The following is a 16,178-nucleotide window of genomic DNA, read 5'->3' as shown; positions in this document are numbered from 1 at the left end:
GATTTCCCACCGTAAGGGTAAGACCCCAGGAAGACTACCTGGTTGATAGGTCGAAGGTGTAAGTGCAGTAATGTATTTAGCTTACCGATACTAATAGGTCGAGGACTTGACCAAAAATAAAATGATTAAATTCTAAATGATATACAGTTTTCAGAGTATTAACTCTAAAAATTTAATTAAGCAATTAATTAAAATCTAAAGATTATGTGGTTATAATAGCAAAGAGGATACACCTGTTCCCATTCCGAACACAGAAGTTAAGCTCTTTAGCGCTGATGGTACTTGGTGGGCAACTGCCTGGGAGAGTAAGACGTAGCCGCGTAATCTTTTTTATTGCAATATCTAAAAAGTTCTAGGATAAATATCCTAGAACTTTTTGGATATTATTAATATAAGTATGGTTTATTTTTCTGATTAAGCAAATATCATATTATAATGAATTTAAAACTTATAAGCAAATTATAAATTTAAGCAAAGACTTCTAAGCAAGTTTCATAGTATAATTTAGATACTTAAATAGATGGGGGTAGAGCGGGGATGATAAAAATTGTATATTGATATAATACATACAATGCATATAATAGATTTAGATATTTTAATATTTATTTGCCTAAATATTATATTATTTTTATATAAATCAAAATTCTATATTAAAGATAAAGCTAATAAGATTTATATTTCAATAATAATGATAACTATGATAATAATATTCCTAGAAATATTAGATAAAATAATACTATTAAATTCAAATAGTTACTTAGTGCCAATAACAAAGTTGATTGATATAGTTGGATTTGGCTTAGCACCTATAGTTTCTTATTTATGGCTTCTTCATGTGTTAGAGAAATTAAATATCAAAGTAAATTTCAAATTTATTTTGATTCCAATTATAATTAATTTGATTTTATGTGTAATGACGTATAAGTATGGTTATATATTTACAGTGAATAATTACAATGAATATGAAAGAGGCCCTTTATTTATTATTCCGCTAACAATAGCATATATTTATCTTTTACTAAGTTTATATATAATTCGTAAAAATGAATTTAGAATTGATAAAAAAGAATATATAAATTTGATTTTATTTGAAATGATACCACTGATAGCTTCCATTATACAAATAATTTTTAGCGAAATATTAATTATATGGAGTTCAGTAGGAATATCTATTATATTATATTATATTTATCTACAGGAAAAATTACTTAAATATGATAATTTAACTGGTGCATGGAATAGATTAAGTTTTGAAATGTATGTGAATAATTCACTTATAAGTAAAAACATACCTTTTTCGGTTATATATATAGATTTGGATGATTTTAAGCATATAAATGATACTTATGGACATGATGAGGGGGATCTTGCTCTTAAAAACATAGTACAATTTTTAAAAGATTATTTTAGACAAAAGGGTATAGTGATAAGGATGGGTGGAGATGAATTTATTATTATAGTTCGTGAAGAAGATAAGGAAAATTTAGATAATTTAATAATAAACATGAGACTAAAGCTGGATGAGTATAATCAGGGGCTAAATAAAGAATATAATATTAGAATTAGTCTTGGATATGATACTTTTAATGAAAAATATGATGACTTAGATACATTTATAAAAAGTGTTGATAAACTTATGTATTTAAATAAAAATGAAAACAAGGCTAAGGAGTAAAATAAAACATATATTCTGAGATATATAATACATACATTAAATTGTATAAAAAAATAATTTAAAGTGTATATAAATCAAATAAATGGACATAATTATAATATAAAACTTAATAGAAACAAATGAATTACTCAATCTCCCCCATTTTATAAGACCTCTATCCCCCATAGAGGTCTTTGTTTTGTGCAAAAATATAGTTACAATAGATTTCTTAAATATTTTTTGTATTAATCCAATAAGATTAGAAAAAATAAACTAACATAAAAAATACTCCATAACTACTAAGGAACTATGATAAGTAAAATATAAATCTGGTTGAAATAATGATACATTGGGTAAAATATGTAAAAATATTAAATAAAAAAAGAAACTTTTTTAAAGTTCAAATATAGGATATATATGGTATAATTATATTTAACAGGAACTAATGTTCGCAAAAAGGAGTGAGATTGTTGGATTTTCAGTTAAAATCAGATTATAAGCCTACAGGAGACCAGCCACAAGCTATAAAGTCGATTGTTACTGCAATAAATAATGATGAGAAATTCTCAACATTGCTAGGAGTAACAGGATCAGGAAAAACTTTTACTATGGCAAATATTATACAAGAGGTAAAAAGACCAACACTAATACTTGCGCATAATAAAACTTTAGCTGCTCAACTTTATAGTGAGTTTAAAGAGTTTTTCCCTGAAAATGCTGTAGAGTATTTTGTAAGTTACTATGACTATTATCAACCAGAGGCATATGTTGCTCATAGCGATACATATATAGAAAAAGATGCAAGTATAAATGATGAAATAGATAAGTTACGACATTCGGCAACTGCATCTATATTAGAAAGAGAGGATGTAATAATAATATCATCAGTTTCATGTATATATGGATTAGGGGATCCAGAAGATTATAGAAAACTTATGGTGTCTTTAAGACCTGGAATGGAAAAAGATAGAGATGAAGTTATAAAACATTTAATAGAGATACAATATGAAAGAAATGATATTAATTTTACAAGAGGAACATTTAGAGTAAGAGGGGATATATTAGAAATATTCCCTGCTAATAATGATGAAAGAGCAATGCGAATAGAATTTTTCGGAGATGAAATAGATAGAATAACAGAAATAGATTATGTAACAGGTAAGATGGTAGGGGTTAGAAACCATATTGTAATATTCCCTGCATCTCATTATGTGACAACACCAGAAAGAGTAGAAAGAGCGATTATAGAAATAGAAAAAGAACTTGAGGAAACAGTAGCCTATTTTAAAGATAATGATAAATTATTAGAAGCGCAAAGAATTGAACAAAGAACAAGATATGATATAGAGATGTTAAGAGAAATAGGATTCTGTCAAGGTATAGAAAATTATTCGAGACATATAACAGGAAGAAACTCAGGAGAAAAGCCTTATACACTAATGGATTTCTTTCCTGATGATTATTTAATTATAGTAGATGAATCTCATGTTACAGTGCCGCAAGTAAGAGGGATGTACGCTGGAGATAGGTCAAGAAAGGGATCGCTTATAGACAATGGATTTAGACTTCCATCAGCCTATGACAACAGACCTTTAAATTTTGGAGAATTTGAGCAAAATATAAATCAAATATTATTTGTAACAGCAACACCAGGTCCTTATGAAATTCAACATTCAAAGACTATAGCAGAACAAATTATAAGACCAACAGGATTATTAGACCCTATAATTGAAGTCAGACCTATAAATAATCAAATAGATGATTTAGTGGGTGAAATTAATAAAATAATAGAAAAAAAAGAAAGAGTTTTAATAACTACATTAACTAAAAAAATGAGTGAGGATTTAACCAACTACTTAAAGGAAATAGGTATAAAAGTAAATTATTTACACTCCGATATAGATACATTAGAGCGAATAGAAATACTAAGGGATTTAAGGCTAGGAAAGTTTGATGTATTAGTAGGGATAAATTTATTAAGAGAGGGATTAGACCTTCCAGAGGTTTCTCTTGTTGCAATATTAGATGCAGATAAAGAAGGTTTCTTGCGTTCTGAAACTTCATTAATACAAACTGTAGGTCGTGCAGCTAGAAACTCAGAGGGAAGAGTTATAATGTATGCTGATAAAATAACTAGATCTATGGAAAGTGCAATTGAAGAAACTAAAAGAAGAAGAGAAATACAAATGCTACACAATGAAGAGTATGGAATTATTCCAACAACTATAAAGAAAGGTGTTAGGGCGGGTATAGAAGCAACAAAAATAGCAGATGAAGAAGTTATTTATGGAATTAAGGAAACAGACGACATAGATGAGATTAAAAATAATATAGTTAGTTTACAAGCGGAAATGATGGAATCAGCACAAAATTTACAGTTTGAAAGAGCGGCAGAACTTAGAGATAAAATTAAACAACTAGAGGAAAGGATTAATAATTAGATGGAAGATAAAATCATAATAAAAGGTGCAAAAGAGCATAATCTAAAAAATGTAAACTTAGAACTTCCAAGAAATAAGTTTATAGTATTCACAGGTTTATCAGGTTCAGGAAAGTCTTCTTTAGCTTTTGATACTATATATGCAGAAGGACAAAGAAGATATGTAGAAAGTTTATCTGCTTATGCCAGACAATTCTTAGGTCAAATGGAAAAGCCAAATGTAGAATATATAGAAGGGTTATCACCAGCTATATCAATAGATCAAAAAACAACTTCTAAAAATCCACGTTCTACAGTTGGTACGGTTACGGAAATATATGATTATTTAAGATTATTATTTGCAAGAGTTGGAGAAGTACATTGTGCAACTTGTGGCAAATTAATTAGTCAAATGACAATTCAAGAAATAGTAGATAAAATGATGGACTTTGAGGAGAGAACTAAGTTACAAATATTATCTCCGGTAGTTAGAGGACAAAAAGGAACTCATAAAAAGGTAATAGAAAATATAAAAAAAGAAGGATTTGTAAGAATTAGAATTGACGGTGAAAATTATGAAGTAGCCGATGATATAGAATTAAATAAAAATCAAAAACATAATATAGAAGTTGTGGTAGATAGAATTGTAATTAAAGATGGTATAGAAACTAGGCTTGCAGATTCTATAGAAACAGCAGTTAAGTTATCTGAGGGACTTGTTATAGCTCAAATAATAGATGGTGAAGAAATACTTTATTCAACTAAATTTGCTTGTCCAGAACATGGAATAGGGATAGAAGAGTTATCTCCAAGAATGTTCTCATTCAATAGCCCATTTGGAGCATGTGATTCTTGTAATGGACTTGGGGAAAGTAAGGAAGTAGACCCAAATTTAGTTATACCTAATAAAGAGTTATCTATAAAACAAGGTGCAATAGCTGCATGGGGATCTGTTGGAACTAATGATGACACCTACTACAATAAAATGATAAAAAGTTTAGCTAAAAGATTTAATGTAGATATATCTACTCCATTTAAAGATTTACCAGAAGATTTTATACAAGAATTATTATATGGACATGACAATGTAATGGTTGAATTTGTATACGAATCTAAATATGGAGGAAATAGATTATATAAAGCACCATTTGAAGGAGTTATAGTTAATTTAGAAAGAAGATATAGAGAAACTAATTCAGAGTATTCTAGAGAAAAAATAGAAGAATATATGGGAGAAACACCTTGCCCAAAATGTAAAGGAGCGAGGTTAAAAAAAGAAGTTTTATCAGTCTTGGTAGATGGAAAAAATATAATGGATGTTACCGATTTTTCAGTTAATGATCTTATAGGCTTTATAGAAGATATCAACTTAACTGAAAAACAAAAGTTTATAGCACATGAGATATTAAAAGAAATAAAAGGTAGAGCATCATTCTTAAGAGATGTTGGACTAGATTATCTGAACCTATCAAGAAAAGCGGGAACATTATCAGGAGGAGAAGCTCAACGTATAAGACTTGCAACCCAAATAGGTTCTGCATTAGTTGGGGTTTTATATGTATTAGATGAACCTAGTATAGGATTGCATCAAAGAGATAACGACAGACTTATAGGAACGTTAAGACACTTAACTAATATAGGAAATACCCTTATAGTAGTGGAACATGATGAAGATACTATGAGAGAAGCTGATTATGTAGTAGATATAGGGCCTGGAGCAGGAATCCATGGTGGAGAAATAGTTGCACAGGGAACTCTTGAAGAAATATTAGAAAATCCAGATTCTATAACAGGTCAATATTTAAGTGGTAAAAAGCAAATACATATACCAGAGACAATTAGAGAAGGAAATGGGAATTATTTAGAAATAGTTAAAGCAAATGAAAATAATCTGAAAAATCTAAGTGTTAAATTCCCATTAGGAAAATTTACTTGTATAACTGGAGTATCAGGTTCAGGAAAGAGTACATTAATAAATGACATATTATATAAAGGTATAGCAGGTAAGATAAATAAACTTAGAGAAAGACCAGGTAGACATAAAGAAATTACAGGTATAGAAAATATAGATAAAATAATAAATATAGATCAAAGTCCAATAGGTAGAACGCCTCGTTCTAATCCTGCTACTTATACAGGAATGTTTGATATGATAAGGGACTTATTTGCAGCAACGAATGAAGCTAAAGCTAGAGGATATAAAAAAGGAAGATTTAGTTTTAATGTAAAAGGAGGAAGATGTGAAGCCTGTAAAGGTGATGGAATAATTAAAATAGAAATGCACTTCCTACCAGATGTATATGTACCTTGTGAGATTTGTAAAGGAGAGAGATATAATAGAGAAACTCTACAAGTTAAATACAAGGATAAGGATATATCGGATATATTAGATATGAATGTAGAAGAAGCCCTTGAGTTCTTTGAGAATATACCTAATATAAGAAGAAAATTAGAAACATTAATGGATGTAGGACTTTCTTATATTAAATTAGGTCAACCTTCTACTCAGTTATCAGGAGGAGAAGCTCAAAGGATAAAGCTAGCTACTGAATTAAGTAAAAGACCAACTGGAAAGACATTGTATATACTAGATGAGCCAACAACAGGACTTCATATGGCTGATGTAGATAAATTGATTCATGTACTTCAAAAATTAGCTGACACAGGAAATAGTATAGTAGTTATAGAGCATAATTTAGATGTCGTAAAAACTTGTGATTATATAATTGACTTAGGTCCTGAAGGTGGAGACAAAGGTGGAAAAATAATAGCTACTGGAACACCTAAAGAAGTATCAAAGGTAGAAGGTTCTTACACTGGAATGTTCTTAAAGAAATATTTTGAATAAAATTCTAAAATACCATTAATTAATTATAAAAATAAATTAAAAGGCATACCTAGCAATAGGTATGCCTAAATAAACTAATCAAAAATAACTTTCTATATAGTATTTTCATTAGTAACTAATTCTTTTTCATATTCAGCTAACTCAGATTTAGAACCATATATAAAGTGTCCAGGTCTTATTTCAACCCATTCAGGGCTTTCAGTAGAATAGTCATGCATGTTAGGGTCATACTTTATACGAGTTCTATCCTTTTCATAATCAGGATCGGGAAGAGGTATTGCTGATAATAATGATTTAGTGTAAGGATGTAGTGGATGTTCATATAGCTCATCAGCAGTAGTTAATTCAACTAGCTTACCTCTGTGCATAACACCTATTCTATCACTTATGTACTTAACCATTGAAAGGTCATGGGCTATGAATAAATAAGTAAGACCATTATCTTTTTGTAATTTTCTAAGAAGGTTAACAACCTGTGCTTGTATAGAAACATCTAGAGCAGATATAGGCTCATCTGCAATTATAAACTTTGGTTCTATAGCTAAAGCACGAGCAATACCTATACGTTGTCTTTGCCCACCAGAAAACTCATGAGGGTATCTACTAGCATGTTGCTCGTCAAGACCAACAGTTCTTAACAACTCATAAACTCTTTGTGTTCTTTCTTCTTTACTTTTACATAATCCATGTATATCTAAACCTTCTGATATTATATCACTAACAGTCATACGAGGATTTAAACAAGCCATGGGATCTTGGAAAATCATCTGCATATTCTTATTGACATGAGATCTATCAGCTTTGCTAAGTTTTTTATCAGATATATTCTTATCATCAAATATAATTTCACCATCAGTAGGATCGTAAAGACGAATTATAGTTCTACCAGTAGTAGATTTACCCGAACCAGATTCACCAACTAATCCAAAAGTTTCTCCTTCAAATATATGAAAAGATACATCATCAACAGCTTTTACAGTAGTGTGTCTATTTATTCTAAAGTGTTGCTTAAGATTTTTTACTTCTAATAGTACTTTTTTACTCATCTATAGTCACCTTCTTTCTTCCTACATTTATAGGTTTTTCTGTCTTTTTAGCTAAAGGATGTAAAATCCAAGTAGCTGCATAGTGAGTATCACTAACTTTAAACATTGGTGGTTGTGCTAAATGGTCTAATTTTATTGCATGGGAACTACGAAGTGCAAAGGCATCTCCTATAGGTGGATGCATTAAATCTGGAGGTGTTCCAGGTATACTGTATAAATCATTATTTCCTATATCTAGGGTAGGCATAGATCCTAAAAGTCCCCAAGTATATGGATGTTGAGGATTATAGAATATATCACTAGAAGTTCCGTATTCTATAATTTTACCAGCATACATAACAGCAACTCTATCTGCCATATTTGCAACGACACCAAGGTCATGAGTTATAAATATAACAGCAACTCCCGTTTTATTTTGTAAATCTTTTATAAGCTCTAATATTTGAGCTTGTATAGTAACATCAAGTGCAGTTGTAGGTTCATCTGCGATTAATATTTTAGGATTACAAGCTAAAGATATAGCTATTACAATACGTTGCCTCATACCACCAGAGAATTGATGAGGGTATTGCTTAAATCTTTTCTCTGGTTCAGATATACCAACTAAATCTATAAGTTCTATAGCTTTTGTTTTTGCTTCTTGCTTACTAGCACTCTGATGTTTTATAATTCCTTCCATTATTTGTTTTCCAATAGTCATAGTAGGATTTAGAGAAGTCATAGGATCTTGAAATATCATAGCTATGTCTTTTCCTCTTATTTTCTCCATATCACTTTCACTAAGTTTAGTTAGATCTCTACCATCAAATAGTATTTCGCCATCTTTTATATATCCATTTGCAGATAATATTCTCATTATAGTTTTACAAGCCACAGATTTACCAGAACCTGACTCTCCAACTATAGCTAATGTTTCACCTTTATGTAAATCAAATGTAACTCCTCGAACAGCTTGGACTTCACCGCCATAAGTACCGAAGTTAACACATAATTTTTTTACTTGAAGTAACTTTTCCAATTAACTCATCTCCCTTACTAATTATTGATTACGCATTTTAGGGTCAACCGCATCTCTTAAACCATCTGCTAGTAAGTTAAGGCTGAATATTAATAGACAAACAACAGTAGATGGTATAAACATCATATATGGATAGTTTTGTAAAGCCTTAAAACCTTCATTTATTAATACACCAAGAGAAGCATTAGGTGGTTGAAGACCTAAACCAATGAAACTTAAGAATGCTTCATAGAATATAGCACTAGGTAATGAGAACATAATCATTACAACTATAGGTCCTACAACATTAGGGAAAAGATGTTTAAGTATAAGTCTAGCATCTGAAGAACCTAAGGTTTTAGAAGCTAATACGAATTCTTGATTTTTAAGTCTAAGTACATGAGAACGAACAACTCTTGCCATTCCAGTCCAACCAGATACAGCCATAGCAAGAGAAATAGATAGTATACCTGGATCAAATACCATTATGAATAGTGTAACAATAACTAGTGAAGGAATACCTGAGATGATTTCGATTATACGTTGCATAACAATATCAACTCTACCTCCATAATAAGCAGAAATACCACCATAAGTAACTCCAATTAGTAAATCAAATACAGCGGCTAATACTGCTATGAATAAAGAAACTCTAGCACCAGTCCAAGTACGCGTCCATATATCACGGCCTAAAGCATCAGTACCAAATAAATAATTTTCTTTTATATTTTTTTCAGTATATACATCAACGCCCTCTGAATCTTTACCATCCATAATACCTAGATAAGACACAATAGGCATTTTTGGTGGAATTTTAACGTATCTTATTCTTTGAGTTTTATAATCAAACTTAGAAAACATAGGAGCGAATACTGCCATTAAAACTATAGAAACTAATATAACTAATCCAACAACAGCACCTGGATTTTTAAATAGCCTTTTTCTAGCATCTTGCCAAAATGTTAAACTGGGTCTAGTAATAGCCTCATTATCTCCAGTTTGTGCAGGAGTAGGTTCAAATAAATCTGCTGTTAATTCTATTTCTTGACCATCAATTATTACTTTATCAACCATTTTATTTACCTCCTGCTAAACGTATTCTAGGATCTATTACGCCGTAAAGTATATCAACTATTAGTATAACTACTATGTAGAATGCGCTATAAAGTATAGCAACCCCTGATATTATAAATAAATCATTTGTACTTATTGCAGTAACTAATAAATCTCCTATTCCTGGAACTGCAAAAACTTTCTCAACAACTAAAGAACCAGTAAGAAGAGCAGCAGCTAATGGACCTAAGATAGTTATAACGGGTATTAATGCATTTCTAAGTGCATGTTTTAATGTGACCGTAGCACGACCTAATCCTTTTGCTTTGGCTGTAACTATGTAATCAGAATTTAAAACCTCAACAAGCTCAGTTCTAGTAAAACGAGCAACACTTGATATTGTGAAGAATGATAATGCAATAGATGGTAATACTGTCCAGATAAATCTAAAATCTGACCCTAATGGAACACCCCAAGTTATAGGGAAAACTTTAAATTTAGCTCCCAAGTAGAGTTGTAGCGTAGCTGCAAATACGAAGGATGGTACAGAAACACCTATTACAGAAATAATTGTACAAGTATAATCCCAAATGGTATTTCGTTTAAGTGCAGCAATGATACCTAAAATTAATCCCACAGTTGTACCTAAAACTAAAGATTCAGCCCCAAGCATAGAAGAAGGACCGATACGATCAGCTATAATGTCTTCAACTTTCTTATTAGCTTGTTTAAAAGAAGTACCTAATTTGCCTTGGAATACACCAGTTAAATATCTAACATATTGAACTGGAACAGGTTCATCTAAACCATATTGAGCTTCTAGTTGAGCTATTTGCTGTGCATTTAGTTTTTGTTCGTTAAATGGAGTACCTGGAAGAAGTCTTACTAAGAAAAAAGTAACTGATATGACAATAAACAATGTGATAAACATATACATAATACGTTTCATTATATAGCGAAACACACTAACCCCCCCTTTTTTTGATTAATAATGGAATAATGTTTTTATATGCTTATGATATAACAATAAAACTTATGCTGATGGAAACGACTGATATTAATAGGCCGCATAATAGTAAATTATAGGTAAGATAGAAGTTGTTTTCTCTATGAACATAATCTTCTATTTTAATATCAGCGTCATTGCATAATACTCCTCTTTTTTTTTGAAGTTGTTGCCCTAACTTATTAAATGCAAATAGAGTGATATTAAAAAAGCCTTTTTCATAAACGAAACACATTGCACCAAATAAAAAATAAACCATTCCTATGATAAATGCGCAATTTAAAAAGGAAAATCTACTAAAACCACTAATTATAGAATAAATTGAACTAATAATAGCATCAAATGCAATTAATAAGGAAAAATGTTTCATTTTGTCGCCTCCTTTGAAAATGATTGAAATAATTTATTATTCTAATTGTAGTGATATAATTAAGCATTTTCAAGTAATAATTAAAAAAAACATAAAATTTTTTTAATTTAAATAAAAATTAGAAAATTAAAAAAAATAAGTGCTTTTTAATCAAAAATGCTATACAATAAATTTTAAATATATGAGTTTATTTATTAAAGGAAAAATAGGGGAGGGTGATTGTTATGTTTTTAAAAAGAAAATTAACAGTAATGGCAACAGTGGCTTTATTAAGCACAAGTTTACTTACTGGATGTAATAGCACAGGTGGATCTGGAGACACAGCTACATCAGAAGAAGTACTTGCAAATAAAAATGCAAGAAATGCTATAGCTATGGCAATAGATAAGCAAGCATTGTGTGATGTTATATTAAATAATGGATCAGTTCCTGCAAATACTTTTACACCACCAAATGTAGCATTTGATCAAGGTAAGGATTATGTAGAGGGAACTAAAGATTTAGGATTTGGATATGATGAAGAAGCTGCAAAGAAAGCTTGGGATAAGGCTAAAGAAGAAGTTGGATTTGATACAGTTGAAATTGAATTATTAACATATGATCATGACGCAGGGAAGAGAACTGGAGAATTTATACAAGGTGAGTTAGCTGATTTAGAAGGTTTAACAGTAACAGTTACTAACTTACCATTTGAGCAAAAGCTAGATAGAGAAACTAAAGGAGAATTTGACTTAGCATTCTCGGGATGGGGAGCAGATTACCCAGATCCATTAACATTCTTATCAACAATGCAAACAGGGAACCAATTTGCTAAACAAGTTGGATATGAAAATACAGATTACAATAAATTAGTTGATGAAGCTACAAAACTTCCAACAGCTGAAGCATATAAAAAATATGCAGAAGCTGAAAAACTTATGTTAGATGATGGATATTTATCACCATTATATAATAGAGGTAGAACTTATTTAGAAAAGGAATATGTATCAGGAATAATAAGATATGCTTGGGGTGCAGATTATGATTATAGATATGCAGATGTAGATAAACCAGAAAAAGTTCTTAATTTAGATACAGTATCAGATATACCTACTATGGATCCAAGTAAAGCAACAGATACAGCATCATTTACAGTAATGAATAATACAATGGAAGGTTTAACAAGAATAGATGCAGATGGTAAAGTAGAACCAGGGGTGGCTGAATCTTGGAAAGCTTCAGAAGATGGATTAACATGGACATTTAAATTAAGAGAAGATTCTAAATGGTCAAATGGAGATCCTGTAACAGCTAAAGATTTCGAATATTCTTGGAAGAGAACTTTAGACCCTAAAACAGCATCTGAATATGGATACATAATGAATGATATAGCAGGTGCAACAGATACAGCTAAGAATGGATCAGATAAAGTAGGAGTTAAGGCAGTGGATGATTATACTTTAGAAGTAAAATTAAATAGACCAGTTGCATATTTCCCAGAGTTAGCATCATTCCAAGTATTTTTACCACAAAATCAAAAATTTGTTGAGGCACAAGGAGAAAAATATGGTACTGGATTTGAAAATCAATTGTATAATGGACCATTTACGTTAACAAGTTGGAAAATGGAAGATCAATATAAAATGTCAAAGAACCCTAATTACTGGAATAAAGATATAATTAAATTAGATACTATAAATACTAAAGTAGTTAAGGAAGTTGGTTCATCAGTTAACTTATATGAAGATGGCCAAATAGATACTTGTATATTAGATTCTGATTATGTTGATAAATATAAAGATAGTAAAGAATTGCATAAGTATACTCAAGCAACTACATTTATGTTACAAGTAAATGGTGGAAAAGGTGCTAGTAAATAATATTAAGTAAATAAAAGCGTATAGCTAATAGTAGGTAAGACTACATTAGTTATACGTTTTTTGTTTTTTTGGGTATAATTAAAATATAATTTATAAAATGGAGGGACGAAATTGTTTGACATACAAGAACATCTAAAAAATCTACCAGCACAGCCTGGTGTGTATTTAATGAAAGATAAATATGACAATATAATATATGTAGGAAAAGCAATATCTCTAAAAAATAGAGTAAGGCAGTATTTTCAGTCATCAAAAAATCATTCTTCAAAAGTAGTATCTATGGTTAAAAATATTAAAAAATTTGAATATATAATTACAGATTCAGAACTTGAAGCATTAATACTTGAATGTAATTTAATAAAGCAATATAGACCTAAATACAATGTTTTACTTAGAGATGATAAAACATACCCATACATAAAAGTAACAATAAATGAAGATTATCCAAGGGTATTAAAGGTAAGGCAAGTTATAAAAGATAAAGCAAAATATTTTGGACCGTATACTAATACAAGTGCAGTAAATGATACCTTAGAAATTATAAGAAATACCTATGCAATTAGGACTTGCAATATTGATATAGATAGAGCTATAAAAAATAAAGTGAGACCGTGCTTAAATATGCATATAAAAAAATGTATAGGTCCTTGTACAGGAACTGTCACTAAGGAAGAATATAATAAGATGGTAGAAGAAATTATATTATTATTATCAGGTAAAGAAGAAAAATTCATAGAAATTTTAAAAGAAAAAATGAATAAATGCGCTATGGACTTTAATTTTGAAGATGCGGCTATATATAGAGATAAAATTAGAAGTTTAGAAGAAATGATGCAAAAGCAAAAAATAGATGTTACTGCTTCAGATTTAAATCAAGACATAATTGCTATGGCAAGGGCTCATGATGAAGCTTGTGTTCAAGTATTTTTTATTAGAAATGGAAAAATAGTAGGAAGAGAACATTTTATACTAGAGGGTGTAATGGAAAGCTCAAGAGAATCTATATTAGGATCCTTTGTTAAACAATTTTATATGGAGCAGGAATATATACCTAAAGATCTGATAATAGAAGATGAGATAGAAGATAGCTTTATATTAGAGCAGTGGTTGTCATCTAAAAAAGGCCAAAAGGTAAGTATAAGAGTACCTCAAAAAGGTGAGAAGAAAAGTCTTATAGAAATGGTAAGAAAAAATGCTATAGAGTATCTTGAAAAATTTTCAGATATGAATAAAAGAAAATATGAAAAGAGTATAGGTGCATTAGAGGAATTAAAAGAAATTTTAGGATTAGATGCAAAACCTAAGAGAATAGAATCTTTTGATATTTCTAATATACAAGGAGTTGACTCCATAGGTTCTATGGCTGTATTTATAGATGGAAAAAAAGATAAAAAAGAATATCGTAGATACAAAATTAAAACGGTAATAGGTCCTAATGATTATGACTCTATGGCAGAGATAGTAGGAAGAAGACTCAAGTATGGTAATTTACCAGATTTAATACTAGTAGATGGTGGAAAAGGACAAGTTAGCGCAGTAAAAAAAGTATTAAAATCAAATAATGTAGAAATTCCTCTTTGGGGAATGTATAAAGACGATAAACATAGAACTAAGGGACTTATTTCCCAGGAAAAAGAGATAGAGCTAGATAAAACTTCGAATTTGTATAGATTTGTCGCTAGTATTCAAGAAGAAGTTCACAAATATGCTATAACATATCATAGAAGTTTAAGAAATAAAACTTTGACAAAGTCTTTATTAGATGATATACAAGGAATAGGAGAAAAAAGAAAGAAAGCTCTATTAAACCACTTTAAAGATATAGAAGCTATAAAAAAGGCTACTTTTGAAGAATTATTAGAAGTAGAGGGTATGAATAAAGCTTCTTGTAAAAGTGTGTATAATTTTTTCACGAAGGGATAAATATAACATGAATTTAATTGACAAAGTTTCAATCAAGGATATGGTGAAAGATTTAAATTTGGAACCTGTGTATATGCCTGAGGATAAAGATTATTATGTATATTCTCAAGATATAAACCGTCCAGGGCTACAATTTGCAGGATATTTTGAATATTTTGCTCATGAGAGAATACAAATAGTAGGAAAAGCAGAATATAATTATTTTAGCTATATAGATGAAAAAACTAGAGCTGAAGTTTTAGATAAATTCTTCTCAGAAGAAATTCCAGCATTAGTAGTAACAAGGGGATTAGAAGTAAAGCCAGACGTTATAGAATTTGCTAAAAAACACAATAGGGTAATTTTAAGTACAAAAAGAAATACAACTAGATTTATAAATAGGTTATCAAATTATCTAGATGATAGGTTGGCTACCCACACAACATTACATGGGGTTTTAGTTGATGTATATGGAATAGGAGTGTTAATAAAGGGAGAAAGTAGCATAGGTAAGTCAGAAACTGCTTTAGAATTAGTTCAAAGAGGACATAGATTAGTTGCTGATGATGCTGTAGAAATAAGACAATTAGATGAAAGTATGTTACTAGGTCAATCTCCAGAATTACTTAGACATTTCTTAGAAATAAGAGGTATAGGTATAATAGATGTAAGAAGTCTATATGGAGTAGGAGCAGTTAAAAATTCAAAGAGTATAGACTTAGTAATACATCTAGAATCTTGGAATGAAGATAAATACTATGATAGGTTAGGATTAGACAAGGAATATGAAGAAATTTTAGGTGTGAATATTGAAAAGTTAGTTGTTCCAGTTAAGCCTGGTAGAAATACGGCTATGGTTGTTGAAGTTGCTGCTATGAACTTTAGACAAAAAGGAATGGGATATGATGCAGCTCAAGAATTTACAAAGAAATTATCTAATTTAATCGATACGAAAGAGCGTTAAAGAAAAGGACATGAAACTCCATAACTAGTTTCATGTCCTTTTGTATTAACTATAAGAAAT

General features: G+C 30.0%; 11 protein-coding genes and 2 rRNA genes. 8 read left to right on the top strand and 5 right to left on the bottom strand.

What is annotated here, in order from left to right; genetic code table 11:
* The 5 genes from AC11VW_RS08010 to uvrA form a co-directional block, all read left to right on the top strand.
* Positions 1–114, top strand: a 23S ribosomal RNA gene (locus AC11VW_RS08010); the annotation flags it as partial.
* 91 nt (positions 115–205) lie between these two features.
* Positions 206–322: ribosomal RNA gene (gene rrf / locus AC11VW_RS08005) — 5S ribosomal RNA — on the top strand.
* A 225-nt stretch (positions 323–547) separates the two neighbouring features.
* On the top strand, positions 548–1,675 hold the full coding sequence (locus tag AC11VW_RS08000; protein WP_484300886.1) for a GGDEF domain-containing protein: 1,128 nt from the start codon (positions 548–550) through the stop codon (positions 1,673–1,675).
* Between the two features lie 449 nt (positions 1,676–2,124).
* Entirely contained in the window at positions 2,125–4,095 is a 1,971-nt protein-coding gene (gene uvrB / locus AC11VW_RS07995; protein WP_484300885.1) for an excinuclease ABC subunit UvrB, read from the top strand.
* Positions 4,096–6,921, top strand: a complete 2,826-nt coding sequence (gene uvrA / locus AC11VW_RS07990; protein WP_484300884.1) for an excinuclease ABC subunit UvrA — start codon at positions 4,096–4,098, stop codon at positions 6,919–6,921.
* A 92-nt stretch (positions 6,922–7,013) separates the two neighbouring features.
* Here the strand turns inward: uvrA and AC11VW_RS07985 are convergent, their stop codons facing one another.
* Genes AC11VW_RS07985 through AC11VW_RS07965 form a run of 5 tightly spaced genes read right to left on the bottom strand, consistent with a single transcriptional unit; the run spans position 7,014 to position 11,393 of the window.
* The gene (locus AC11VW_RS07985) at positions 7,014–7,967 is read right to left on the bottom strand and encodes an ABC transporter ATP-binding protein (RefSeq protein ID WP_484300883.1); all 954 of its coding nucleotides are present in this window, start codon (positions 7,965–7,967) and stop codon (positions 7,014–7,016) included.
* Positions 7,960–8,985: an ABC transporter ATP-binding protein gene (locus AC11VW_RS07980; RefSeq protein ID WP_484300882.1), complete on the bottom strand. Its 1,026-nt coding sequence runs from the start codon at positions 8,983–8,985 to the stop codon at positions 7,960–7,962. The genes AC11VW_RS07985 and AC11VW_RS07980 overlap by 8 nt, the downstream gene beginning before the upstream one ends.
* A 21-nt stretch (positions 8,986–9,006) precedes the next feature.
* Entirely contained in the window at positions 9,007–10,038 is a 1,032-nt protein-coding gene (gene opp3C / locus AC11VW_RS07975) for an oligopeptide ABC transporter permease (protein WP_484300881.1), read from the bottom strand.
* A 1-nt stretch (position 10,039) separates the two neighbouring features.
* Complete coding sequence (locus tag AC11VW_RS07970; RefSeq protein WP_484300880.1) at positions 10,040–10,981, bottom strand: ABC transporter permease; 942 nt, start codon at positions 10,979–10,981, stop codon at positions 10,040–10,042.
* Between the two features lie 49 nt (positions 10,982–11,030).
* Positions 11,031–11,393, bottom strand: a complete 363-nt coding sequence (locus tag AC11VW_RS07965; protein WP_484300879.1) for a DUF3899 domain-containing protein — start codon at positions 11,391–11,393, stop codon at positions 11,031–11,033.
* A gap of 224 nt (positions 11,394–11,617) precedes the next feature.
* Between AC11VW_RS07965 and AC11VW_RS07960 the strand changes: the two genes are divergently transcribed.
* The 3 genes from AC11VW_RS07960 (at position 11,618) to hprK (ending at position 16,118) form a co-directional block, all read left to right on the top strand.
* Positions 11,618–13,252 carry an ABC transporter substrate-binding protein gene (locus AC11VW_RS07960; RefSeq protein ID WP_484300878.1) on the top strand — a complete coding sequence of 545 codons (1,635 nt, stop codon included), beginning with the start codon at positions 11,618–11,620 and terminating at the stop codon, positions 13,250–13,252.
* Positions 13,253–13,363: 111 nt separating this feature from the next.
* Positions 13,364–15,175 carry an excinuclease ABC subunit UvrC gene (gene uvrC / locus AC11VW_RS07955; RefSeq protein ID WP_484300877.1) on the top strand — a complete coding sequence of 604 codons (1,812 nt, stop codon included), beginning with the start codon at positions 13,364–13,366 and terminating at the stop codon, positions 15,173–15,175.
* 7 nt (positions 15,176–15,182) lie between these two features.
* Positions 15,183–16,118, top strand: coding sequence for an HPr(Ser) kinase/phosphatase (hprK, locus tag AC11VW_RS07950; RefSeq protein WP_484300876.1), 936 nt, complete (start codon positions 15,183–15,185; stop codon positions 16,116–16,118).
* Positions 16,119–16,178 lie beyond the last annotated feature (60 nt).

The sequence above is a fragment of the Romboutsia sp. genome (assembly GCF_056995035.1).
Note: the sequence above shows the minus strand (reverse complement) of the source record. Positions and strands in the feature narration are given on the sequence as shown.

Coding starts and splice junctions, on each gene's coding strand:
- uvrA (WP_484300884.1), top strand. CDS start 4,096: ATGGAAGATAAAATCATAATAAAAGGTGCAAAAGAGCATAATCTAAAA.
- AC11VW_RS07985 (WP_484300883.1), bottom strand. CDS start 7,967: ATGAGTAAAAAAGTACTATTAGAAGTAAAAAATCTTAAGCAACACTTT.
- opp3C (WP_484300881.1), bottom strand. CDS start 10,038: ATGGTTGATAAAGTAATAATTGATGGTCAAGAAATAGAATTAACAGCA.
- AC11VW_RS07965 (WP_484300879.1), bottom strand. CDS start 11,393: ATGAAACATTTTTCCTTATTAATTGCATTTGATGCTATTATTAGTTCA.
- AC11VW_RS07960 (WP_484300878.1), top strand. CDS start 11,618: ATGTTTTTAAAAAGAAAATTAACAGTAATGGCAACAGTGGCTTTATTA.
- hprK (WP_484300876.1), top strand. CDS start 15,183: ATGAATTTAATTGACAAAGTTTCAATCAAGGATATGGTGAAAGATTTA.